The sequence below is a fragment of the Acinetobacter pittii ANC 4050 genome (genome assembly GCF_000399685.1).
Classification (GTDB): domain Bacteria; phylum Pseudomonadota; class Gammaproteobacteria; order Pseudomonadales; family Moraxellaceae; genus Acinetobacter; species Acinetobacter pittii_E.
On the sequence record NZ_KB976987.1, the window covers coordinates 2,071,298 to 2,095,137 of the forward strand.

The 23,840-nt window shown below is 38.1% G+C and carries 19 protein-coding genes and 1 pseudogene; 10 read left to right on the forward strand and 10 right to left on the reverse strand.

Translation table 11 applies throughout. The features are described 5' to 3' along the window. Positions 1-18: 18 nt before the first annotated feature. Positions 19-609 (reverse strand): SPOR domain-containing protein, encoded by a 591-nt coding sequence (locus F931_RS13560; RefSeq protein ID WP_025470360.1) that lies wholly within the window; start codon positions 607-609, stop codon positions 19-21. A 57-nt stretch (positions 610-666) separates the two neighbouring features. On the opposite strand from F931_RS13560, the pseudogene F931_RS22120 reads away from it, so the two are divergent. Continuing rightward, positions 667-795 (forward strand): annotated as a pseudogene (locus tag F931_RS22120) (hypothetical protein). 59 nt (positions 796-854) lie between these two features. Here the strand turns inward: F931_RS22120 and ppk1 are convergent. Together ppk1 and mtgA are read right to left on the reverse strand one after the other, a co-directional pair. After that, the gene (ppk1, locus tag F931_RS13565) at positions 855-2,933 is read right to left on the reverse strand and encodes a polyphosphate kinase 1 (protein ID WP_016141905.1); all 2,079 of its coding nucleotides are present in this window, start codon (positions 2,931-2,933) and stop codon (positions 855-857) included. A gap of 104 nt (positions 2,934-3,037) precedes the next feature. Beyond that, positions 3,038-3,715 carry a monofunctional biosynthetic peptidoglycan transglycosylase gene (gene mtgA / locus F931_RS13570; RefSeq protein ID WP_016141906.1) on the reverse strand — a complete coding sequence of 226 codons (678 nt, stop codon included), beginning with the start codon at positions 3,713-3,715 and terminating at the stop codon, positions 3,038-3,040. A gap of 76 nt (positions 3,716-3,791) precedes the next feature. On the opposite strand from mtgA, the gene aarA reads away from it, so the two are divergent. Beyond that, positions 3,792-4,601, forward strand: coding sequence for a rhomboid family intramembrane serine protease (aarA, locus tag F931_RS13575; protein ID WP_016141907.1), 810 nt, complete (start codon positions 3,792-3,794; stop codon positions 4,599-4,601). Between the two features lies 1 nt (position 4,602). Here aarA and F931_RS13580 read toward each other — a convergent pair whose 3' ends face one another. Then, a complete protein-coding gene (locus tag F931_RS13580; RefSeq protein WP_025470361.1) occupies positions 4,603-7,062 on the reverse strand; it encodes an ABC transporter permease in 2,460 nt (819 codons plus the stop codon). Positions 7,063-7,065: 3 nt separating this feature from the next. Then, positions 7,066-7,758 carry an ABC transporter ATP-binding protein gene (ybbA, locus tag F931_RS13585; protein ID WP_016141909.1) on the reverse strand — a complete coding sequence of 231 codons (693 nt, stop codon included), beginning with the start codon at positions 7,756-7,758 and terminating at the stop codon, positions 7,066-7,068. Positions 7,759-7,802: 44 nt separating this feature from the next. On the opposite strand from ybbA, the gene tesA reads away from it, so the two are divergent. Continuing rightward, positions 7,803-8,426 carry an arylesterase gene (tesA, locus tag F931_RS13590; protein WP_016141910.1) on the forward strand — a complete coding sequence of 208 codons (624 nt, stop codon included), beginning with the start codon at positions 7,803-7,805 and terminating at the stop codon, positions 8,424-8,426. Positions 8,427-8,457: 31 nt separating this feature from the next. On the opposite strand, the gene cynT is transcribed toward tesA, so the two are convergent. Beyond that, on the reverse strand, positions 8,458-9,072 hold the full coding sequence (gene cynT / locus F931_RS13595) for a carbonic anhydrase (RefSeq protein ID WP_016141911.1): 615 nt from the start codon (positions 9,070-9,072) through the stop codon (positions 8,458-8,460). Between the two features lie 284 nt (positions 9,073-9,356). Between cynT and F931_RS13600 the strand changes: the two genes are divergently transcribed. Together F931_RS13600 and F931_RS13605 are read left to right on the forward strand one after the other, a co-directional pair. Continuing rightward, positions 9,357-10,382, forward strand: coding sequence for an alpha/beta fold hydrolase (locus F931_RS13600; protein ID WP_016141912.1), 1,026 nt, complete (start codon positions 9,357-9,359; stop codon positions 10,380-10,382). Between the two features lie 26 nt (positions 10,383-10,408). Continuing rightward, positions 10,409-11,416 carry a hypothetical protein gene (locus F931_RS13605; protein ID WP_016141913.1) on the forward strand — a complete coding sequence of 336 codons (1,008 nt, stop codon included), beginning with the start codon at positions 10,409-10,411 and terminating at the stop codon, positions 11,414-11,416. 22 nt (positions 11,417-11,438) lie between these two features. On the opposite strand, the gene F931_RS13610 is transcribed toward F931_RS13605, so the two are convergent. Next, complete coding sequence (locus tag F931_RS13610; RefSeq protein WP_016141914.1) at positions 11,439-13,478, reverse strand: ligand-gated channel protein; 2,040 nt, start codon at positions 13,476-13,478, stop codon at positions 11,439-11,441. 165 nt (positions 13,479-13,643) lie between these two features. Beyond that, positions 13,644-14,282, reverse strand: coding sequence for a Fe-S biogenesis protein NfuA (nfuA, locus tag F931_RS13615; RefSeq protein ID WP_002117617.1), 639 nt, complete (start codon positions 14,280-14,282; stop codon positions 13,644-13,646). 158 nt (positions 14,283-14,440) lie between these two features. Between nfuA and F931_RS13620 the strand changes: the two genes are divergently transcribed. The 5 genes from F931_RS13620 (at position 14,441) to F931_RS13645 (ending at position 20,278) form a co-directional block, all read left to right on the forward strand. Further along, on the forward strand, positions 14,441-15,058 hold the full coding sequence (locus F931_RS13620) for a rhomboid family intramembrane serine protease (protein WP_002117778.1): 618 nt from the start codon (positions 14,441-14,443) through the stop codon (positions 15,056-15,058). A 170-nt stretch (positions 15,059-15,228) separates the two neighbouring features. Beyond that, positions 15,229-16,905: an arylsulfatase gene (locus tag F931_RS13630; RefSeq protein WP_016141915.1), complete on the forward strand. Its 1,677-nt coding sequence runs from the start codon at positions 15,229-15,231 to the stop codon at positions 16,903-16,905. Beyond that, positions 16,902-17,906, forward strand: coding sequence for an SUMF1/EgtB/PvdO family nonheme iron enzyme (locus F931_RS13635; protein ID WP_016141916.1), 1,005 nt, complete (start codon positions 16,902-16,904; stop codon positions 17,904-17,906). The genes F931_RS13630 and F931_RS13635 overlap by 4 nt, the downstream gene beginning before the upstream one ends. Before the next feature lie 109 nt (positions 17,907-18,015). After that, on the forward strand, positions 18,016-18,180 hold the full coding sequence (locus F931_RS13640; protein WP_002156409.1) for a hypothetical protein: 165 nt from the start codon (positions 18,016-18,018) through the stop codon (positions 18,178-18,180). Between the two features lie 550 nt (positions 18,181-18,730). Beyond that, positions 18,731-20,278 carry a hypothetical protein gene (locus F931_RS13645; RefSeq protein WP_016141917.1) on the forward strand — a complete coding sequence of 516 codons (1,548 nt, stop codon included), beginning with the start codon at positions 18,731-18,733 and terminating at the stop codon, positions 20,276-20,278. A 47-nt stretch (positions 20,279-20,325) separates the two neighbouring features. Here the strand turns inward: F931_RS13645 and dsdA are convergent, their stop codons facing one another. Both dsdA and pitA read right to left on the reverse strand, forming a co-directional pair. Then, entirely contained in the window at positions 20,326-21,660 is a 1,335-nt protein-coding gene (gene dsdA, locus F931_RS13650) for a D-serine ammonia-lyase (protein WP_016141918.1), read from the reverse strand. Positions 21,661-21,821: 161 nt separating this feature from the next. Continuing rightward, positions 21,822-23,453 carry an inorganic phosphate transporter gene (gene pitA, locus F931_RS13655; RefSeq protein WP_016141919.1) on the reverse strand — a complete coding sequence of 544 codons (1,632 nt, stop codon included), beginning with the start codon at positions 23,451-23,453 and terminating at the stop codon, positions 21,822-21,824. Between the last annotated feature and the right edge of the window lie 387 nt (positions 23,454-23,840).

The following is a 23,840-nucleotide window of genomic DNA, read 5'->3' on the forward strand; positions in this document are numbered from 1 at the left end:
TTCGGACTCCTTTTTGTTTTACTGAGCTGTAAGCGATGCCCACTTAAACACCCAAGCAGAAGGCATATTCAAACTATTATCGGCAATAATTTTTTCTCTAATAATTTGTGCGATAGCATAGTCATTGGCTGGGTCTATCATAACTCGTATTCCTTTAGTGGTTGAACTAGTGACGACCTTATAGCCTTTTGCTTCAAGTTGAGATTGAACCCGGTTGGCTTTATTTTGATTAGCTGCTAATGCAACCTGAACCATCCACTTTTTTTCACCATTTTCTAAAATTTCTTTAGCGATTGCAGCATCAAGTTGTTTTTTATTTTCAGAATTTTTCTTTTCTTCTAACTTCTTTGTGTGAACATCTTCAGTTTTCTTTTGGGCTAAAAACTCATCTTGCTTTTGTTTTCTTTTCTGGATAGTTATTGCTTTATTGTTTACTTCACTCTTTTTATTTTTATCATTAAAAGCTGGGACAAAGTACGGATATATGGCTTGGTCATTAAATCTTTGAAAGACAATGATACCCCCATAACACTTCTGCTCTGCGTAAGCGGTCACTGGCATTATCCCCAAAAGTATTTTAAAAAGTAAACTTCTAATAAAGCATTGCATTTTATTCATTTACCAAAGTTAAGTATATTTAATGCGGCGTATTAAAGTAGATTTCACATGATTTGTATATTTTTAAAATTCAATGTTTTATGCTAAAAATCACATATTTTAAAAACATCTTGCTGTTCTTCAAATTATTATCGTTTATCCAACAACCATTTAGAAATACTAAGTAAATTAGATTGAATTTCAGTGAATTAAAAAGCCGACAAAATGTCGGCTTTTTAATGAGAGTTAAAAGTTCATTATTTAATAATTTCTAATAGTGCCCTTTGAGCATTATGTAGTTTTTCACCTTCTGCTGGCTCAGCACGTACCCAAGTACCATCTGACTGCAATAACCAAGCTTGCTGATTATCTTGCAAATAGTTCACGAGTCCTTGTTGATAAATACGCTTTTTCAATGCAGGATCTTCGACAGGGAAACATGCTTCAACGCGGTTAAATAAATTGCGATCCATCCAGTCTGCGCTTGAGCAGTAAATACGTGCATCCCCATTATTACTGAAGTAGTAAACGCGAGTATGCTCAAGGAAACGGCCTACAATTGAACGTACACGAATATTTTCTGATAAGTTAGGTAAACCCGGACGTAAACAGCAAATAGAACGAATAATCAGGTCAATTTGAACACCTGCTTGAGATGCTTCATATAATTTATTGATCAATTGAACTTCCGTTAAGGCATTCACTTTCACAATAATTTGAGCTTTACGCCCAGCCTTAGCATTGGCAATTTCTTCATCAATGAAGTTGATGAGCTGAGCATGTAAGGTAAATGGCGCATGTAATAGCTTTTTCAATTTCGCCATTTTGCCCATACCTGTGAGTTCTTGGAATATGCGGTGCACGTCTTCACACAGATCTTTATCAGTCGTCATGAGACCATAATCGGTATAAATTCGAGCATTCATCGCATGGTAGTTACCTGTTCCTAAATGAACATAACGCACCAGTTTGTTGTTTTCACGGCGTACCACCATAATCATTTTGGCGTGAGTTTTATAACCTACGATACCGTAAACAACGACAGCCCCCGCTTCTTGTAAAACGTTCGCTACTTCAATATTGGACTCTTCATCAAAGCGAGCGCGCAATTCAATCACTGCAGTCACTTCTTTTCCATTACGCGCAGCTTCCGCCAAAATCTGTACAATTTCAGAATCAGCGCCACTACGGTAAAGTGTTTGCTTGATTGCCAACACTTGGGGATCGCGAGCAGATTCACGAAGTAGCTGAATGACGGGAGCGAAAGATTCAAATGGATGATGAAGCAAAATATCTTGCTTCTGCATTGCAGAGAAAATGCTCTCGGTCTTTTTAAACACTTTAGGCACAACTGGCGTATGCGAGTCATAACGCAAATGAGGGCGTTTAAAATTTGAAACCAAACGAGCCAAGTTTACAGGACCATCAACTTTGTATAATTGCTCATCGGTTAAATCAAATTCTTCCAATAAGTACTCATAAATATGCTGTGGACAGTTATGAGTCACTTCTAAGCGAACCGCACGACCGAAACGTCGAGAACTTAATTCACCTTTTAAAGCTTTTGCTAAATCTTCAACATCTTCATTTAATGCCAAGTCAGCATTACGTGTAACACGGAATTGATAACAACCAGTTGCAGTCATTCCAGGGAATAAATCTGACACATGCTCATGGATAATGGCAGATAGCATAACGTGATGTTCTTTACCACCTGTTAACTCATCTGGCAGTCGAACCACGCGAGGTAATGAACGTGGTGCTGGTACCACAGCTAAATCAATTTGACGACCGAAAGCATCTTTACCTTCTAATGTCACAATAAAGTTCAAGCTTTTATTGACGAGACGTGGGAACGGATGCGCTGGATCTAAGCTAATTGGCGTTAATACAGGTGCAACTTGCTCTTGGAAATATTTCTTAATCCAAGCCGACTGTGCTGGCGTTAACTCACCACGACGGAGGAAGCAAATATCTTCTTCACGTAACTTAGGTAAGATTTCCTCATTTAAAATACGATATTGACGTTCAATCGCAGCATGAGCAGTTTCAGAGATTTTTTGTAGGACTTGTCGTGGCGTCAATCCATCAGGGCTACGACTTTCATTGCCTAGAGAAAATTGCTCCATTACCCCCGCAACACGAATTTCAAAGAATTCATCGAGATTGCGTGAAAAAATAAGCAAGAAATTCATTCGCTCAAGTAATGGATGTAAAGGGTCTACCGCTTGCTCCAATACACGCAAATGGAAGTCAAGAATAGACAATTCACGATTTATATAACGGTCATTATAACTATATTCTGTTGGGGTCGTCGGTGTAATCGCTGTATTCATGTCTAACTCAATTCTCTATCCAGCCAAAATCTCTATAAAACAGTATGCTGCAAAAATATGACAATTTGGTAAAAACTAAAAAATTTACACATCTTTAAACATCATCATTCAGGAATCTGGGTGCTATTCATATAACGTAAAATAACGCGTTTTCTATATTGTAGTTTACGATCGTTGCGGTGATCTTGGTAATATTTCGGGTCAGGCAATAAAGCGGCTAAAAAAGCAGCTTGTTCGCGCGTTAAGCTTTTAGCACTTTTACCATAATAATATTGTGCAGCTGCTTCAACACCATAACGATTTTTGCCAAACTCAACAGAGTTCATATACACCTCAAGAATTCGGCGTTTTGACCACATTCGCTCCATCATCCATGTTGCGATAGTTTCTTGGCCTTTACGAATAAACGAACGCTTGTTGTATAAAAATAAGTTCTTTGCAAGTTGCTGAGACACAGTAGACCCACCCGCAACCACTTCACCTTTTTCATTATTACGCTCTAGAGCAAAACGAATACCATCCCAGTCAAAGCCATGATGATAAATAAACTTTGCGTCTTCTCCTGCTAAAATCGCATGTTTGAAATTGTCGCTAATATCATCATAGTCAAGCCATTCATGAATAATCGGCTCCGATGTATCTGACCAATAATCTAATCGCATAAACATGGTGGTATCGACTTCATGTGTACGCCACCAAACTAAACTTGAGAAAATCCAAAGCTGAATAAGGAGAATTGCCCCAATAAAAATTAACAACACGCGAACAATAAAAGCTTTCATGTTCGTCCTGATCTCCTGTATTCAACTTTTTTCATGTTAAGCTGTTAAGCATGTTCATATATAACAAAAGCATAGCATGACTCAATATCAGCCTCCGCACATTAATCGTAAACTCAATGTACAAACTTGGTGGCTGACCGCCCTATTGATCTTGATTAATGTAGGTTTGTTTGTCTGGCAAATTGCGACTGGTGTCGATATTAGCGACCCAGCCATGAAAGATGCTATTCATTGGGGTGCAGATTTTACACCACTTACTTTTACTGGGCAGCCCGAACGCTTATTTACCAGCATGTTTTTTCATTTTGGTCTTGTTCACCTCATGCTTAACATGTGGGCTCTCTATATTTTCGGTAATGTTGCTGAGTCACTATTTGGTCGCTTCTATTTTATAGGCATGTATTTACTTGCTGGCTTATTCGGTAGTCTTTTAAGTAGTTATATGACGATTCAAAATGGACATGAATTACTGCAACATTTCGATCAAAGCTTACTGCCTCATGTTAGTGCAGGTGCTTCGGGTGCCGTGATGGGATTAGGTGCTGCGTTAACCGTTCTTTCCTTATTTCCACCGCTTCCACATCAAGCCTACATACTCGATAAAAAAGCATTATTAATGATTATGGCCATCAACCTTGTTTTTGGTTTTGTCGCAACGGGTATTAATAATGCCGCGCATATTGGCGGCATGATTATTGGCGCATTCCTTGCGCTAATGTGGTACTTAAGCTATGTCAGCAAGTTAAAAACTATACTTAAAATTTTAGGCTTATTAGGCGCAGTAATTATTACAGGTGGTTTCTATATGTACTGTGTACAAATCAATACACCTTTACTTCCGCTATGGCATGAAATCATTATCCAGAATCCTGACATTATTCCTTAACCTACAATTGATTTAACTCTCTTAAACTTTGTAAAGGCGGTAAATTACAGAGATAACCTAATCGATAACGACCAATTAGGGCACAAATCAGCATCATGCCAAGAGGTAAAATCAGCCATATTTCAATATGCCACTGTAGGACCATATTCATTTTATAACTTGCAATCGCACTAATCACTTCTGCAAAACAGCAGGCAACTATGCCTGCTAACAGACCTAAGAAACCAATCTCAAAACTAAGCATTTTCTTCATTTTATTTTTAGATAAACCAAATGAACGCAGTAAAGCAACCTCACGGCGTCGCTCGTCCATTAACAAGTTTAAGCATGCAATCAGTACCAATATTCCAGAAAAACCGACTAATGCTGCCAGTACAGTTACTATTTTGACCAAAACATTCATTAACCGTTTTACTTCATCTAAAATTCGGTCAACATCAATAAATACAGTATTGGAAAACTGCTGAATAATATTGATCATCTTTGGCTGATCTTGCTTAGGCACATAAAAACTGCCTAAATAACTTCCAGCATTTTCATCTAAAGTTTTAGGTGAAAAAATAAAGAAAAAGTTAGGGCTAAAACTTTCCCACTCTACACTCCGATAATTCACAACTTTGGCTTGCAAGGTCCCTTCTGGCAGACTAAAGGTAAGTTTGTCTCCAATTTGGATTCCTAAACTTTCGGCAGTCTTACTTTCGACTGAAACCTGCCCCACACCATTAAACTGAGCTTGACCACTTGTAATGACATTGTCATTTGGTAATAGATTTGATTGAGTCAAATTCAATTCACGGCGCAAAGAATTATTTTGCTTTATCGCCTCTTCTGAAAAAGGTACATCATTTTTAGCCAGCAATCGGCCACGAATATTTGGATATAACGGGGTGCTTTGCCAACCATGTTGCTTTAACTGTTGCTCAAAGGCTTTTAAATCGAATGGAGGTAATCCATAAACAAATTGATTCGGTGTTCCTTCCGGAAGTTGTTGTTGCCAACGCTCCAATAAATCTGTTCTTAATACACTGAGGACTGTAATGAGACTTAAGCCTAAAGCCAATGCAGTAATTTGTAAGGCACTTTGCGATGGAGAACGAATATAAAAAGACAAACGATTTTTCAGCTTTTTTAAGCTGCGAAGCAATAGCCAAACAACGGTATAAAGCAAAATACAAAGAACAATAATGGCAGCCAAAACCAGAATACTGAGCATTAAGTTTTCACTCAACACTAAACTAAAAACAATCAGGCTACTAATGCCAGCAAAAAACATAAAGAATAAAGATTTTCGAGATTTGGCTTGCTCGCGAATAACGCGAATTGGAGGTGTATTTAAAAGTTCCCAAATGCTTGGCAAAATAAATCCAAGCAGTACGATCACACTCGTAAAAATAGCAATGGGTAAAGGTCCAACTAAAAGTGGTATGACCGAAAAACTTAGCTCTAATTGAGGAATTAATTGCAGCATAAGCTGGAGCAGGCCATAACCCATGATTAAACCTAATAGACTGCCCAACACAATTGAAATCGCACTGACAACACTAAGTAATCCAATATATGCCCATAAGATTTGGAACTTACTGGCTCCTAAGCATCTGATCAGCGCAATATGATCTTGGTTTTGTTGCACATAACGTTGACTCGTTAGAGCGATGGCAATCCCACACAACAAAATCGTTAAAATATTGGCTAATTGCAAAAAGGTATCTAGGTTTTCAAGCGGGCGTAATAATCTACTATTTGATTCGCTTGCATCACGTAAACGCAAACCTGTCGTTTCATCTGCTTCTTTAGAAGGTTGATGCTGTTGCTTAAATTGCTTTGAAAATGTCTGAACCTGTTCAGGGCTACCTGCCATTAACAGTCGATAATCGATTCTACTGCCTGTTTGAATTGCATGCGTTTTAGCAATATCAGCTTGATGAATAATGACGGTAGGTGAAAAACCTGAAAAACCGAGTTCCTGATTTGAATCACGCACAATCACGCCACTAAAGTGGAAGCTACCGTCAGCAATAGAAACAACATCTCCTCTTTTTACTTTTAATAAGTCCGCAGCTCTTTGACTTAGCCAAACTTCACCAGATTGAATCGCTTGAGTTTTTGGTGCAATTTCAAGCTGTCCTCTTAGTGGAAAATCAGGTTCTATTGCTTTTACATTGACCATGACAAACTGATCTTGGGTATGCGCCATCGAGCTAAATATGGTGACATTGGTTTGTTTTAAACCAAGCTGCTCTGCCTTTTTTTTCCACGGCTGTTCGATCGGCTCGTTATTCGACAGAACCAAATCCGCACCCAGCATTTGTGAAGCTTGCAGACTTACTGCCTGCTTGACTTGGTTATTACTAAACTTCAGGGCAGTTGTTGCACTGATCGCAAGCGATAGAGCAATAATGAGTAGATATAATCCACCTGTTCGAAAACTTTGTAGTAAAAGTGGTTTGAGAAGATTACGCATCATTTAACCACCCTGTACTGTCTTTAATCGGCCGTCATCTAACTCGACATGACGCTGACAAAGGGTTGCTAAATTACGATCATGGGTTACCAAAATTAGAGTGGTACCTAGCTCTCGGTTTAAATCAAAGAGTAAGCTTTCAATTTCTTGTGCCGTCTGACCATCTAGGTTTCCAGTCGGTTCATCCGCAAAAATAATTTGTGGTTCTGCAATAAGAGCTCGTGCAATTGCCACACGTTGCTGTTCGCCTCCAGATAAGACTTTAGGCGTTTGTTCAACCTGTCGACCAAGTCCTACTCGATGCAACCAATCTAAAGCTTTTTTCTCTGCAGTTTTATAATCAAAATCTTTACGTAATCGTAAGGGTAACATCACATTTTCAAGCGCACTCAACTGAGGCAAAAGTTGAAAAGACTGAAATACGAAACCAATATGCTGCATTCGGATTTGAGCACGCTGTTCCTCTGTTAACTGATGAACAGCTTGACCACATAACCAGACTTCCCCTTCAGACGGTTGATCTAAAGTCGCCAAAATTCCCAATAAGGTTGACTTACCTGAGCCAGAACGTCCCGTAATTGCTACCTGTTCCCCTTCAAAAATCTCTAAATCGATATCTTTTAAAATCGTAAACTGATTTTGGTTAATCTGAATAGTTTGTGTAACTTGATGGGCAGCAATGATGGGTTGTGGCATGATGTGAAAAGTCCTATGTATTCAAAATCAGGGTCGAAGTACAAATGTATAAATCTTTTTTGATTGGTTCTAAAAGCATCATGCTCATCTCATTAAGTATGCTGCCCATGCTTGTATCGGCGAAAACTATTTTAATTTTAGGAGATAGTATTAGTGCCGGTTACGGAATTGATCCCAAACAAGGTTGGGTACAATTACTGCAAAAACGCTTAGACCAACAGTATCCCAAACAACACAAAGTGGTCAATGCAAGTGTGAGTGGAGAAACGACCAGCGGCGCTTTAGCTCGATTACCTAAGTTATTACAGACTTATAAACCCAATGTAGTCGTGATTGAATTAGGCGGGAATGATGGCTTGCGTGGTCAACCGCCTCAAATGATTCAAAAAAATCTGGATCAGCTCATTCAATTAAGCCAAAAACAAAAAGCCAAAGTTATTCTTTTTGGTATGAAAATTCCGCCAAATTATGGGGCTGCGTATAGCAAGGCTTTTGAAAATAACTATAAAGTTGTCAGCCAAAAATATCAGGTGAAATTACTTCCGTTTTTTCTAGAGGGTGTTGCTGGTCAAAAACAGCTTATGCAAAATGACTTGATTCATCCAAATGCTCAAGCACAGTCACAATTACTTAATTTAGCTTATCCATATATAAAAGGTGCCCTATAGACACCTTTTAATTTTAAATATTTTATTTTGTTCAGAAATCAAAGAAAGTAACTTCACCAGTTTCTAGTGAATATTCTGCACCAACAACAATCAACTCACCTTTCGCAATTAAGTTTTCAAGTACACTTGAACCATGACGTAATTGATTGACCGAAGCAAAAACGTTTGAACGTACCGCATGACACGATAATTTTTTCAAATCATTTTTCAAATCAGTTTGCATTAAAATTTCAACTGATGGGCGAACACGGTTCACAATCGACATTAAGTTAGATGATGGCGGTTGATCAGGGTTCATCAACGTATCAATTGTTGCTTGAATCGCGCCACAATGACTATGTCCTAATACGACGACAACCGGACAGTCATAGCGCTCTGCCGCGAACTCAACACTACCGACTTGTGAAGGCGCAACCACATTACCAGCAACACGAATTACAAATAAGTCACCAAGACCTTGATCAAATACCATTTCTGCTGGAACACGAGAATCTGAGCAACCTAATACAATCGCAAACGGATTTTGATCCTTTGCCATTTCAGCGCGTTCATGATGCGATAAGGTTTTTGCAAGGGAAGTATTTCCATTTACAAATCGTTGATTACCAGCTTTCAGACGATCTAAAACTTCTTGCGCAGTAGGCATTTTATATTTCCATTGTTTTTTCAAGGTTAGAAATCATTTTAATGTGTCAAAATTTGAATGTCACTGACAAAAAATAAATCCTTTGTCATGAAAAAAATGAAAAGTACGTCATCTTATTTAATGTAGGTTTTACGGCCAATTCCCTGCTGTTTAGCGAAAAAATAGACATACTTTGGTCCTCGTATTGACTATAATTTTCTTCATTCCAAACATTTGGCAAATGACTCATTGGCAAAGTTTTTCAATAATTTTTCAAACTCGCTTAAGCATCAAGGATGAAATCTATGGCAAGGCTGTCCACATCAATTAAAGCCTCTATGAAAAAAACTGCTACTGCCCTGACTTTGGCTTGTAGCGTATTGTCAGTCATGAGCATTTCTCAAGTGCAGGCAGCCGATAATATTGATGTCAGCTTTCAAACAATATTACAACAAGAGCGTAGCTGGGCCGGACTACAAAGCAAAAGTCTAAAGGTCGGTGATATCACTTGGTCATATAGTGAAGGTGGCTCTAGCACAAAGCCAACTTTACTACTCATTCATGGTTTAGCGGGCAGTCGTGATAACTGGAACCGAGTAGCTCGTTATCTCACCACAAATTACCATGTCATTATTCCTGATTTACCGGGTAGCGGTGAAACTATCGTTTCTCAAGACTTCGACTATTCGGTCCCAAATCTTGCAGAAAAATTACGTCGATTTGTTGAAGCTGCAAATTTAAAAGGTCCAATCCACATTGCAGGACATTCACTCGGCGGATCTATTGCCCTACTTTATGCTGGACAATATCCATTTGAAACCAAAAGTCTATTCTTGGTTGATAGTGGCGGTATTTTCCGTTCTGCAAATACAATTTATCTCAGAGATCCAACCTATCTAAAACAACTTTTAGTATCTAAAAAAGGCGACTTTAATTATTTATTAAAACAAACCATGTTTAATCCTCCATTTATTCCTAAAGAATTTTTGCAAGCTCAAGAAAAATTGATGATTAATCAGGCGCCTCAAACACAAAAACTGGTTGATCAACTGATTGCACTTAATAAGGTTTATACGCCAGATTCATTTGCCGTACTTACCAAAACAATTGATGCACCGACGCTCATTTTATGGGGTAAGCAAGATAAAATTATTAATGTAGAAGTCGCAAATGAACTGAAACGGCTTTTAAAGAAGGCTGAGCCTCCCGTTATTTTGGAAAACGTAGGCCATATGCCAATATTGGAAGCTGAACAGTTGGTCATTCAACAATATGTACCGTTTTTATTGAAAGTAGAAGCAAACCAGTCTTTAAAAACGACTACACCTTAAATAAAACTTTTAATTTGTGAGACCTTATGTCTACCCAACCCCTCATTGAAAAACTTATTGAAGCTCATCTAGATTTTTTAGATGAGCAATTTGCTCAGACTCAGGTGATTCAACAAGAGTTTGAGCAGTTTTATCATTGGTTGGGAAGTCGGCAATTACAACACATTTGGACTTTTGAACCGATTCAACAGCTGATTCAAAAGCAGATTTTAGACACGCCTGCTTCTGATTTTCTGATTGAACAAATTGCTGAACATATTCGCTTTGCTTTGATTCATCCTGCAAATGACACAACAACTGTTGAAGACGTTATTCCTGTTTTAACGATTGACCGAATTGCACAGTACGTTGCAAGTAAGGAAGAGCACCGTAAAAAGCTGATTAAAACGATTGTGAATAACCCTGCCTTTTCAGCCTTGCTCACGCAACTAATTCAGCAAACAATGCATGATTATTTAGATGAATCTATGTCAAAGCGTGTACCAGGTGTAGGTCGTTTTATGAAAATGGGGAAATCTGTTCTAGAAACAGTAACTGATTCAAATCTGGACGATACGATTAATCATTATTTGCAAAAGAATATTTTAAAACTGAGCCAGATGAGTGAGCGGGTTTTAAATCAACATTTTGACAATGATAAACTCTACCATTTTCAGGCAAATATTTGGCATAAAGTTAAAACAATGCCGCTGTCTGTTTTAAAAAATTATGTAGAAGTTCAAGATCTAACCAAAACAGTAGGTTTAGGACATGAAATCTGGGACCACATTCGTCAAACCGATTATTTAAAACAACAAGTACATGATGGCATTTACACTTGGTATGTTCGTAATCAGGAACGTAATTTTCACTTGTTACTTCGTGACCTCAATATTGACGAAAGTTTAGTGAAGCATGAACTGACTGCATTGCTTGTACCCGTACTACAACAATTAGTCACAACCGGCCATTTAAGACGCCGTGCCCGTGTTTACCTAGAAAAGTTTTATTATTCTGAAAAAGCATTAGATATCTTAAATAACAAAGGCGCTTAAAGCGCCTTTGTTATTTAATTATTTAAAATTTATAAATAATACCTAAATTATAACGACGTCCGTCTAAGACATAATTATAAGTTGCTACATCAATGTCTTTATCAAATAAGTTATAGATGCCTGCCGCAACTTGGATTTTGTCAGTCGGTTTATAGTTCATACCAACATCAACCAGTCCATAAGCAGGCTTTCCTTCAGCCATTGAGGTACGGCTTAAATATTCAGAAGTTTTGCTACGGAAATTCAAGCGACTCCACATATTGACTAAGTCATTAACTTGCCAATCTAAAGTGGTATTAAACATATGTTCCGGCATTTCATTTAAAGGTTGACCTTTAAATTGACCACTTTTTTGTTCAGTATCGGTATACGTATAATTGGCATTCATTTTTAAATCTGGTGAAATCAACCAACCAAATGTCGCTTCAACACCTCTCATATTGGCTTTATCTACATTTGTGCGTTGACTCACAAAATCAAAATCTAGACCTAACCACTTACACTCGCGAGCACCTGCATCTCCTGAGCACGTTCTAACTTCTGTAATTTTATCTTTAAATTCACTATTAAAAATCGTTAAGCCAGCATTCAAGTTATCTAAATTATCCCACGCGAATGACAGCTCATAGTTAGTACTTTTCTCTGGTTTTAAATTTGGATTACCAACAATCACTCCAGCAGAACTGCTACCACCTGTAGCTTGCCCCCATTCGGCTACGGTCGCTCGTAGTGCAGGTGTTTTATAACCTGTTGATACGCCGCCTTTAATAATCCAGTTATCATTTAAAGTCCATACACCATATACTTTAGGACTGAAATGATCTCCAAATTTTTCATCCTGATCCATTCGTAATGACATTGTTAAAGTGAAAGGATCAATAATATTCCATGCATCTTCTGCAAATAACGCCCAGCTATAACGATCTAAATTAGAAACAGGTTGTGAGCCACCCACTTTTAACTGGTTACCTAAATCGTCTAATTCTTCTTTTAAATAGCTTCCGCCCACGCTAAGCGCATGATTTGCGAGTGTGATCTGGTTAAGCGTATTAAATGTAGTATTTACAGCTTCCATATTTCTAGATGGATTCTTATTTTCTTCGCGCTGAATATAAGAATGAGTCTTTACAGGACCGATGTCACCACGATGCGTTAAGCTATATTCTGTACGGTAATAGTCTGTTAATGAATCTGCTGGTGGATTACGTCCAGTTTGAATTGGTGAAACTGTTTTACCTATTGTGGCATTACGATTTTGGATAGAACGCTGGTATTCAAGCTCAATGGTATGTTGATCATTAGGAGTCAAACTTAAAGTCGCCCCTCCTGCACGAATTTTTTGTTTGTGGTAACCACCAATAATTTCATCTTCATCTCTTTGTGAAAATGTACCATTGGCTTTTAATCCAAGTAAATTCTTAATTAATGGCCCCGATACATAAGTATTAGCTTGGTAAAGATTTCCAGATTTATTATTTTCTTGAATTGTTGTGTCTAACTTAACCGAACTGTTCCAAACATCTGCAACTTTTTTAGTGATGATATTAATCACACCCCCCATGGCATCTGACCCATATAGACCAGACATTGGACCACGAATAACCTCAATACGTTCGATACTTTCGATTCCCGGTAACCAACCTTGCTCAATACCTGAATTATCACTATTTGGTCGCACAGAACGTGTATTTACTTTCTTACCATCGACCATAATAACGGTATATGCACTTCCCATTCCCCGAATACTGATATCAGATGAGCTTCCACCACCTGTAACAACCACACCAGGTACATCTTTAAGTGCATCAGTTACATCACGATATGCTTTTTTATTAATTTCATCTTGAGTTAAAACAGAAATAGAAGCTGCTGCTTTTTTTATATTTTGTTCAAAACCACTTGCTGTTACGACAATTTTTTCTAATTGTGCCACTTCACTTTCTTTTTTATTTTTTATGGAAGAATCAACTAAAATATTTTCACTTTCAGCAGCATAAGCCACAGGAAACATTACTGTAAGTACCGAAATTGATAATACAGATTGGAAAATACTCTTCGTCATACCCTACTCCAACAGATTAAATTATGAATAAATATTAAGTTTTGCTTAAACAAATGTAACAAATTTAAATACAAAAATAAATAATATTGATAATTATTTTCAATTACAAGACCATAAAAAAACCTCATTGCGAGGCTTTTTTATTTCACTTTTCAAATAATTTGATTATTTGAAATAAGCACCTTCTGCTTGCGTATGGTCAGTTTGGTCAACCACACGTTGAAGTTCAGGAATGTTCTCTCTTAGAGTGGTTTCTACACCTTGTTTCAAGGTAACGTCAATTGCTGAACAGCCTTGGCAACCGCCACCAAATTTTAATACAGCAGTTAAACCATGTTCTGGGTCATCTTGTACTTCTACCAAGCTACAATTTCCGCCATGCCCTGCAAGACCTGGGTTAATTTCTGCTTGAAGAATGTAAGTAATACGTTCTTCAATCGAAGCATCTGGACCAACACGTGGAACTTTAGAATTTGGAGCACGGAAAGTGAGCTGACCACCAAAACGGTCTTTGTTGTAATCGATTACGGCATCTAAAAGATAAGGAATAGATGGCGCATCAATATACGCAGGAAAATCAGGATAGTCCTGTTTATAATCTGTTGGAATCACTTCTTCTGGCGCACTATATGCCATACAGCATTCGGCACGTGGCGTACCCGGATGCTCAACAAAAATTCGAACGCCAATTCCCGGAGTATTTTGCTTCGTTAATAAATCGTGCAAATACTCTTGTGCAGATGGTGTAATCAAAAGGTTTGGAATTTCTTCTGCAACAGCAGTGTTGGTGTTCTCAGTCGACATAACAATATTCCTCAAGCTGATGCCTTTATATTAACCGAAGATGAGGTAGATTTAAAAAAAATCAACTAAATTTGTCGGATTTATACACAACAGGGTTTCAAGTTAAGTTTTTAATGGCATTATTGACCTCAGTATTGATCATTTTTTAAATATTTCTTATGTTGCATTTGCCGTTTAACCATACAGTTACTCTTATTATTATTACGGTCATTATCTCTTTACTTGCTTTTAGCAATCAAAACGTAATGAACCGATTGATTTTTTGGCCGCCTGCAATGCAACGTGGACAAATTGATCGATTCATTACTCATGGCTTTATCCATGCCGATGGAACACATCTACTCTTCAACATGATTACCCTATTTTTCTTTGGCAGTATTATTGAAAGTTTTTATCGCCAATATTTTTATGACATGGGTTTTGTGTTGTTCTATTTAGGTGGCTTAATTTTCGCGATTTTGCCAAGCTATTTACAACATAAAAATGATGCAAATTGGGCCAGCCTAGGCGCCTCAGGGGCGGTTTCAGCAGTTTTATTTGCTTATATTCTGTTTCAGCCATGGAAGCTGATTTTTGTATTTTTCATTCCTGTCCCTGCTATTATTTTCGCTATTTTATATGTGGCTTATAGCATTTGGGCAGGTAAACGTGGCAATAGTCATATTAACCACAGCGCTCATTTGTGGGGTGCAGCTTACGGGATCATCGTCACCATTTTACTTGAGCCAAAAGTTATTCCACATTTCTTAGACCAACTTACACGCCTTCCTTTCTAAGGAATATAAATCAAAGGAAAGTCCTTAGTGGGCTTTTCTTTTTTTCTCATTAATTTATCACTATAAATTCTCAGTCTTTTTTCTGATTTTCTTTGATCAATTCGTTGTTTTGTTTGCAAAAACCATCTGATTAAACTCATGCCAATTCTTTTAATAATTCAGATGATACAATGAAGTACAAAGCAATTTTATCTAGCCTTTCCATTGCTTTATTTAGCTTATCTTTGGCTGGATGTAATGACAATGATAATCAAGAAAATGTCGTAAGCTCTCCTAAGCAACCGAATATTTTATTTATTATGGCGGATGACTTAGGCTATTCAGATTTAGGGGCTTTTGGTGGTGAAATTCACACGCCTAATATTGATAGTTTGGCTCAAGAAGGCCGCCTTTTAACAGATTATCATACTGCCCCGACCTGTTCTCCGACACGCTCTCAACTCATTTCCGGTACTGATCACCATTTAGCCGGTATTGGGGCAATGGCCGAACTCACACCTGAGCATTTGAAGGGACAACCAGGCTACGAGGGATATTTAAACGAACGCTCGCTATCGATTGCTCAAGTGCTTAAAGATAATGGTTACCGCACGTACATTAGCGGTAAATGGCATTTAGGATTAACGCCTGAAACCAATGCACATGCTAAAGGTTTTGATCATTCATTTACCCTATTACAAGGTCTAGATCACCACTTTAAACAAGCACCAAGTGCGTTTAAACGAAATTCAACTTATACAGAAGATGGGCAAGTTATTCCTGTTTCAGCTTTGCCTGACGACTTTTTCTCGACAAATTATTTTACCGATAAATTACTCAGCTACTTAGATTCAGGCAAAAATAGTGGCAAACCATTCTTTGCTTATGCTGCTTACACAGCACCTCACTGGCCAATTCAGGCACCTGCTGAATACCGCGAAAAATATCGCGGAGTTTATGATGTCGGTTACGATGCTATTCGTAACGCACGTATTGCTAGGCAAAAACAGCTTGGAATTATCCCTGCAAACTTTGAGGCAGCGGAACCCATTGCAACACAAAATGCCCCACAAAAATATGGAAAATGGGATGAGTTAACAGCCGAGCAAAAGGCACTCGAAGCCCGAAAAATGGAAATCTATGCAGGCATGGTCGAAAACCTCGATGCTAATGTAGGCCGTATTATTCAATATCTCAAACAAAATAATCTTTATGACAATACTTTAATTTTCTTTGTTTCTGACAATGGCGCAGAAGGTTTTGTACGTGGCGGATATGGCAGTGAATCTGGTTTTGATAACTCTGTAGCAAATGTGGGAACACCAACTTCATATCACTATATTGGGCCACGTTGGGCCGAGGTCAGCGCGGCACCATTTCATTTATGGAAAGATACAGCTGGTGAAGGTGCAACCACTGCCCCTGCTATTGTGAAATTACCGAACCAGAAAAATGCAGAAGCAACCAACCATAGCTTTGCATCTGTGCTCGATGTTTTCCCTACCTTACTAGAATATGCTCATATTCCCTTACCTCAAGGTCAATACAATGGTCGTACCATTAATACGCCAAGTGGCTATTCTTGGAAATCTGTACTTGAAAATAAATCACAAACGATACGACCTGCTAATTTCAGCTTTGCTGATGAATTACATGGTAGTAAATATGCAAAACAAGGCGAATGGAAAATTGCCCTTCAAGGACGCCCTGAGTTAGGCACAGGAACTTGGGAGTTGTATAACATTGCCACTGATCGTGGAGAAAACCACAATGTTGCGCAACTTTACCCAGCAAAAGTGCAAGAGTTATTATCGGTTTATCAAAAATATACTGAGAAAAATGGTGTGCAGGAATATAACGCCAAATGAGATTAAAACTATTTTTAGTTACCACAATCAGCCTGTCTTTTATGTCAGGCTGTAACCAATCTTTAAAAATTTCTGAGTCATCCTCTTCGACCCAAAAGCCAAATTCTTTAGCCGACTTGGGCTCTATTGAAAAGTGTAAAAAGTATACTGGACTACCTCAAGGTTGGCTTAAACAGCCAACAGCTGGGATGGTTTTAATTGCCGATGGGCATTTTAATTTTGGTTCTGAAAAAGCCTATCCCGATGAACTGAATTTTGGAAAAAAACAACGAGAAGTCAAAGGATTTTGGATTGATCAGACCGAAGTCACCGTGGCTCAATTTGCAAGCTTCGTAAAAGCAACAGGCTATATCACTGATGCCGAAAAACAAAAGCAGGCCGCAGTTTTTTCACCCGACCCTCATCATCCACAACAATGGTGGCAACTAAAATCGGGATATACATGGAAAACTCCAAACGGCAGTACTGGTGCTATAGCAAATCCTAATGAGCCTGTACGATATGTGAGTAAAAATGATGCGGAACATTATGCAGTGTGGCTAGGACATGATTTACCAACAGAACTAGAATGGGAATATACAGCTAAAGCTAATTCAAAAACTGATACACCTTTACATCAAGCTCCTACTGATGAACATCAGCATCCCCAAGCAAATTACTGGCAAGGTGAATTCCCTTTTCAAAATCTAAATCAAGATCACTTTAAAGGTGTTGCACCCGTTGGATGTTTTGCATCAAACAATTTCAAACTATTTGATATGATTGGAAATGTATGGGAATGGACATCATCACCGTATCAAGGTGCTCATGACCAACATATGGGAAATTATTCTGATTTACGACAACAACAAATCGCGAGCACACAATATGTAATTAAAGGTGGATCTTTCCTTTGTGCACAAAATTATTGTTCACGTTATCGTAGTAGTAGTCGCTACCCACAAGATTTCGATTTAGCTGCAACACATGTAGGGTTTCGAACAATTTTACGGTCTCCTTAATTTCTTCTTAATTAAGCTTATTAAAGATATTTTTTAACCAAAATTAGATCGAAAAATAATCAAAATATTTTTATAGTACAAATGAGAATGATAAAAAAGCGAGAACAAGATGAAAACTTTACTTCTTTGCGCCGCAGCAATTTTCACGATTTCACTATCAGCCTGTGCAGTCCATACTCCCGAAGGTAGTATTGTGATTGACCCAGATTCACCATATTACGGACATCCAGGAGGCTTTTGCCCACCAGGACAAGCTAAAAAAGGACGTTGTTAGAAACTCCCTCTTTTAGAGTAATTTTTAAGTTACTCTAAAGAAATAGAGTTCAATCAAGTAATTGAATACTCAATGGAGGGTTCCACGCCCAAATTAGATGGGATGAAACTAGAAAATTATGGTGTAAAAAAATCACCATATCCCCAAGATTTTTAAAAGACAATCTTACGTTGTCTTCTATCTAGTTTCACCCCAATTCTTTCTTATTCCATTTGACTTTTCTTACTACTTAAGAAAAAAGTCTAATTTTTAATCATTACTGTATCTCTATTATTGATACATTTTGAACATTTTACCTTCAGGTTAAAACTGATGTATTTGCTTAATACAAAATAATCATTTATGTAACGTAAGTCTATAAAAATGTTTTAAAAATGTGAAAAAAATTAAGACTAAAATGAGATGAATTTATCATAATAATCCTCTCTTTCCAGTTTCATCACACAAATAATCAATATTATTTTGTCAGTTATTGCCACTCGTTTCCTTTCATTGGCATAGATAATGTATACATCTGTATATTAACCCAGTCGTATTAACGAGATATTTTATGTCCAGCACAAGTCAAGTCGAAGGTCTACAATTTCCGGTACACGCCTCAACAAAAAAACAAAGTACGTCTCGTACAGGCCAAGAGATTTTATCCGAGGCTTTATCTATTGTAGATAATAAAACTGCACAACAAGTGTTGAATGAAAAATACTGGCGCAAAAATTATCCTATATATTTTAAAGCCCTTGTTAAACAAGGAATTTCTAATATCAACAACCCAATTACCATTGCAAAGCAGGGTTTGCATAAAGCTCATCATATTTTTGATTATTATCGTGATAATAAGCATTACTTTTTAAAAGATGCCGTTCATATTGCTTCATCTAAACCACTTTATACAGTAAAACTTAAAGGTGAAAGTGACGCTGCACCAGAATGGTATGTTCCTTATAAAGGACAAAAGCTCAGTGGACAAAGCTTACTAGACCAAATTCAACGCTGGGAAGAGGCTGGTATTATTGAACCAAGCCATGCAACAGCATTGTGTGAAGCTATTGCACATCCAGAATGGTTCGATTTATCTGACCGTACCATGGTGTTATTTGGAGCTGCCTCAGAAGCAGGTCCTCTACCTTGGTTAGCTAAATGGAAAGCGAATATTGTTGCGGTAGATTTACCCAACTCACGAGTCTGGGGAAAAATCTTAAATACGATTCAAAAAGGCAATGCCACGCTCATTGCACCAAGTGCTGAACAAATTGATTCTTCAGCAAAAGCTTCTGAGCTAAAAGATAAGTTAGGTGCAAATTTACTGACTCAATTACCAGAAATTGCACAATGGTTGGTGCAGTTTCCGCAAAAGTTAGATTTGGCAGCAATCGCCTATTTAGATGGTGAAAAGCATGTACGTGTTTCCATGGCAATGGACAGTATTATGCAATATGTGAGCGAGCATAAATCTGATACAAGCCTTATGTTTATGTGTACTCCAACCGATGTTTATGCGGTACCAAAGGAAGTTGCAGAGGCTGCTCAAGAGAAATTTAAATCACGCAAAAAAATACAAAAATTAGCAGTAAAAGGTGTTTCCACACTTTCTCTCAATCGTTTTTTTCAAGCGCCATATCAAGACTTGGTTAGATGTGAAAATGGAAAAACTTATGGTATTGCTGACTGTTTAGTGGTTGAACAAGGTCCAAACTATGCTTTGGCGAAACGTATTCAACAATGGCGTGCGATTTTGGCTCGTCATCAAGGTCAACGTGTCAGTATTAATATTGCTCCATCGACCACGACCCATTCAGTAACTAAGAATCCATTACTGAAAGCTGCTTTTAATGGCGCAGAGCTTTTTGATGTAGAAGCATTTAGCCCTGAAACCACTAACGCTATTATGGCGGCACTCTGGATTCATGACTTAAGAAATGAGTCTTCTGTAGCAAATCCTGAAACTGTATTGGACCATCCGCTTGAACTTATGATGGAAGGTGCCAACCATGGTGGATTATGGCGTGTGGCTTATTTAGCAAGAACTGCCCTGCCTTTCGCTGCAATTTATGGCTTTGCTACCGAAAAGCTACCTTTTAGAAAATCATCTAAAAAATAAATTTATTAAAGCCCAATCTTAGAATTGGGCTTTTTTCTAGTGTGTCTTTATTTAGCTTGAAATTGTGATAGATATTTTTGCATTTCATCAGATGGTACCATACCGCCTCCAGTCGCCCATATCACATGATTCGCCTGCTGCAACTGCTCATCTGTTAACTGATGCAAAGCTAAGTAATCAGGACTCGTCTGAACATAATATGGTCCCATCATGCCTGCTGCGGCAGAAGGCTCAAGTTGAATATTTTCAGTTCGATTTAAAAGCGCAATGAGCTCATATAAACGTTCATCATGAATGGTATAGTAACCATCGATTAACTGTTGCATCGCACGTCCGACAAAACCTGAAGCACGCCCTACCGCAAGCCCGTCTGCCGCCGTAACGTTATCAATACCGATGTCATTTACTGAAATCTGATCATGCAAGCCTGTGTGAACACCAAGTAACATACACGGTGAATGGGTTGGTTCCGCAAAGATACAATGTACATGCTCACCAAAAGCCAGTTTTAGTCCAAAACTTACCCCACCTGGGCCACCACCGACGCCACACGGCAAATAAACAAATAATGGGTGTTCAGCATCGACTTTAATTTGTTTTTGCTCAAATTGCTGTTTTAAGCGTATTCCTGCAACGGCATAACCTAAAAATAATGTTGTTGAGTTTTCATCATCAATGAAAAAACAATGGGGATCTCGCTCTGCGGCTTTTCTTCCCTCTTCAACCGCTACGCCATAGTCACTGGCATATTCCACAACATTAACACCCAGTGAACGCAATTTGTCTTTTTTCCACTGTCTCGCATCAGCCGACATATGAACAGTAACTCTAAAGCCGAGTTTGGCGCTCATAATCCCAATAGAAAGCCCCAGGTTGCCTGTAGAACCCACTGCAATTTGGTACTTAGAAAAGAAAGCCCGAAATGAATCTTGATCTAATTTACGATAATCATCTTCTGGTTTGAGTAAGCCCGCCTCAATTGCCAATTTTTCGGCGTGAGTTAAGACTTCATAAATACCACCACGTGCTTTAATAGAACCTGAAATAGGTAAATGGCTATCTTTTTTCAGCCAGAATTTTCCAGTCAGTTGTACTTGTTCTGTTGAAGAAAGTGCTTGTTGCATATGAGCAATTTCGACGATATCTGATTCAATTTTTCCCTGTTGTGTTTGAGTTTCAGGAAATACCTGTGCTAAATAAGGTGCGAAACGCGCCAGCCTTGCTTCTGCTTCCCTTACGTCCTCAGCAGTTAGTCCAACTTTTGCTAAAGCTTCTTTTAAAGGATAGCGATGAGGTGTAAACCAAAATGTCTCTTGATAAGCTTGCAACGTTTTAATAAGTGGGAATTGTTGTTTTAGCTGATCTATTTGAACCGCATCCATAATCTATCCTGATATAAAATTTTAAGCCCAGCCTATGAAGCTGTTTGGCCTACAACAAATATTAATTTATAGCTGAATGTACATTAAAAACAGTCTCAACTTTAAAAACTAGACAAATAAAAAAGCCACTGTGAACAGTGGCTTTAATTTTTTAAATGCTTTTATACAAACTGTAAGAATAACCAGTACAAACCGCCTGATAAGCAGATTGTTGCTGGAAGAGTAAATACCCATGCAGAGAGAATTGTCTTCACAGTATTAAAGTTTAAACCTGATTTATTCGCGACCATCGTACCCGCAACAGCACTGTTTAAAACGTGTGTTGTTGAAACTGGCATACCTAAACCATCGGCAGCTGCAATTGTACTCATCGCGACAAGCTCAGCAGACATCCCTTGACCATAAGTCATGTGATGCTTACCAATACGCTCACCCACAGTCACAACAATACGTTTCCAACCCACCATTGTGCCGAGACCAAGTGCTAAAGCTACCGCTACTTTTACCCAAGTCGGGATGTATTGTAAGAATGAGTCTAAGCTACTACGGTATTCTTTTACGAGTTTTTGCTGTGATTGATCCATTTTTGGTAAAGCATCTGCTTTATCCAAACGCTTAAACGTCGTTGTACTCAAATACATGTCATTACGAATTTCGCTAATGGCAGCTTCAGGAATATCTTTTAAGTTGTTATAGCTAGAAACTCGCTCACCCAAGTGATCAGTCATACTTGCCAATGCAGGCACGACTTCAGGAGTTTGCTGTTTAGTTTGAATATATTTAGTCAGAATAACACGTGCTTTTTCATCGGTTAATTCAGGCTGATTTTGATTCAAAAATACGGCAGTTTGAGAAGAAAGCTGATGGAATGATTGAACTTGTTGTGTATCGAGATTTTTATTTAATGAATAAGCTAATGGCACCAGACCAACCAAAATCAGCATGATGAGACCCATACCCTTTTGACCGTCATTAGAACCATGTGCAAAACTTACACCTGTACAGGTAAAGATCAAGATTGCACGAATGATTGCTGGTGGTGGTTTATTCCCTTCAGGTGGCTGGAATAATTCTAATTGGCGTTTAAAAATAGTTTTAACCAACAAGAATACAATCGCTGCAAAAGCGAAACCAATTAAAGGTGAAAATAATAATGCCTTACCAACTTTAATCACCTGATCCATATCAACACCACTGGTCGTTACGCCAGTTGATGCACTCAATAGATGGTTCATAATGCCCACACCCAAGATTGAACCAATCAGGGTATGAGAACTAGATGCAGGAATACCTAAGAACCATGTACCTAAGTTCCAGAGAATCGCAGCAATAAGAAGCGCAAAAACCATTGCGAAACCCGCACCACTGCCCATATTCATAATCAGTTCAACAGGCAACAATGCAATAATGCCGTAAGCGACTGCGCCGCTTGCAACCATTACCCCAAGAAAATTACAAAAACCAGCCCACATGACTGCAACCGGTGCCGGTAAAGCATTGGTGTAAATTACTGTTGCCACTGCATTTGCAGTATCGTGAAAGCCATTTACAAATTCAAAGCCTAAAGCAATCAAGAGTGCAGTAGATAAAAGAATAACTGAATAAAGGCTCAAAGGTGGTACATGTGCTAAATCAGCACTCACCTGAAATCCGATATAAATAAGTGTTGCAACAATAATCGTCAGAAACACCGGCATAAAAAACTTAGGTGTCGGGACATGTACATTCGTCGATTTGACTTGCAGGTTTGCCGCAAGTTTTGAATCCGAAACAGGGGGTAGATTAGAATTCATGCAGACGGTAAGAGGATAAGAAAATCCTCTGTATTCTTAAATTAAATTATGACAATTATATGACAAAGCGGCGCCTGATGAAGTCAATTTTTCATATTTTGACCTCATTTGATGCACCTTTCCCCTACCTATTTTATTTTTTTATTAAAATACAATAATTTACCCAACTCCATATCCATCAAATTTATGACTATTTTTAAAGCAAAAATATCTAAAAAATTACCTAAACGGCCACTTTTTAAACAACACAATTGTCATAAAACCGAATATTGGAGATGAAATATTTCAATATCATGATCATTTTATGAATATTTGATGAAAAATCAGACTCTACTTTGTCATAAAGCGCTTGTTTGCTGAATAAGTTACAGTGAATGATGGGTCGTT

What these genes read in the sequence shown, in the direction of transcription:
- pitA (WP_016141919.1), bottom strand. Translation starts at nt 23,453, where the DNA reads ATGAATTCTAATCTACCCCCTGTTTCGGATTCAAAACTTGCGGCAAAC.
- F931_RS13580 (WP_025470361.1), bottom strand. Translation starts at nt 7,062, where the DNA reads ATGCGTAATCTTCTCAAACCACTTTTACTACAAAGTTTTCGAACAGGT.
- F931_RS13560 (WP_025470360.1), bottom strand. Translation starts at nt 609, where the DNA reads ATGCAATGCTTTATTAGAAGTTTACTTTTTAAAATACTTTTGGGGATA.
- F931_RS13605 (WP_016141913.1), top strand. Translation starts at nt 10,409, where the DNA reads ATGTCTACCCAACCCCTCATTGAAAAACTTATTGAAGCTCATCTAGAT.
- F931_RS13630 (WP_016141915.1), top strand. Translation starts at nt 15,229, where the DNA reads ATGAAGTACAAAGCAATTTTATCTAGCCTTTCCATTGCTTTATTTAGC.
- F931_RS13640 (WP_002156409.1), top strand. Translation starts at nt 18,016, where the DNA reads ATGAAAACTTTACTTCTTTGCGCCGCAGCAATTTTCACGATTTCACTA.
- nfuA (WP_002117617.1), bottom strand. Translation starts at nt 14,282, where the DNA reads ATGTCGACTGAGAACACCAACACTGCTGTTGCAGAAGAAATTCCAAAC.
- F931_RS13610 (WP_016141914.1), bottom strand. Translation starts at nt 13,478, where the DNA reads ATGACGAAGAGTATTTTCCAATCTGTATTATCAATTTCGGTACTTACA.
- ppk1 (WP_016141905.1), bottom strand. Translation starts at nt 2,933, where the DNA reads ATGAATACAGCGATTACACCGACGACCCCAACAGAATATAGTTATAAT.
- cynT (WP_016141911.1), bottom strand. Translation starts at nt 9,072, where the DNA reads ATGCCTACTGCGCAAGAAGTTTTAGATCGTCTGAAAGCTGGTAATCAA.
- mtgA (WP_016141906.1), bottom strand. Translation starts at nt 3,715, where the DNA reads ATGAAAGCTTTTATTGTTCGCGTGTTGTTAATTTTTATTGGGGCAATT.
- F931_RS13600 (WP_016141912.1), top strand. Translation starts at nt 9,357, where the DNA reads ATGGCAAGGCTGTCCACATCAATTAAAGCCTCTATGAAAAAAACTGCT.
- ybbA (WP_016141909.1), bottom strand. Translation starts at nt 7,758, where the DNA reads ATGCCACAACCCATCATTGCTGCCCATCAAGTTACACAAACTATTCAG.
- dsdA (WP_016141918.1), bottom strand. Translation starts at nt 21,660, where the DNA reads ATGGATGCGGTTCAAATAGATCAGCTAAAACAACAATTCCCACTTATT.
- F931_RS13645 (WP_016141917.1), top strand. Translation starts at nt 18,731, where the DNA reads ATGTCCAGCACAAGTCAAGTCGAAGGTCTACAATTTCCGGTACACGCC.
- aarA (WP_016141907.1), top strand. Translation starts at nt 3,792, where the DNA reads ATGACTCAATATCAGCCTCCGCACATTAATCGTAAACTCAATGTACAA.
- tesA (WP_016141910.1), top strand. Translation starts at nt 7,803, where the DNA reads ATGTATAAATCTTTTTTGATTGGTTCTAAAAGCATCATGCTCATCTCA.
- F931_RS13620 (WP_002117778.1), top strand. Translation starts at nt 14,441, where the DNA reads ATGTTGCATTTGCCGTTTAACCATACAGTTACTCTTATTATTATTACG.
- F931_RS13635 (WP_016141916.1), top strand. Translation starts at nt 16,902, where the DNA reads ATGAGATTAAAACTATTTTTAGTTACCACAATCAGCCTGTCTTTTATG.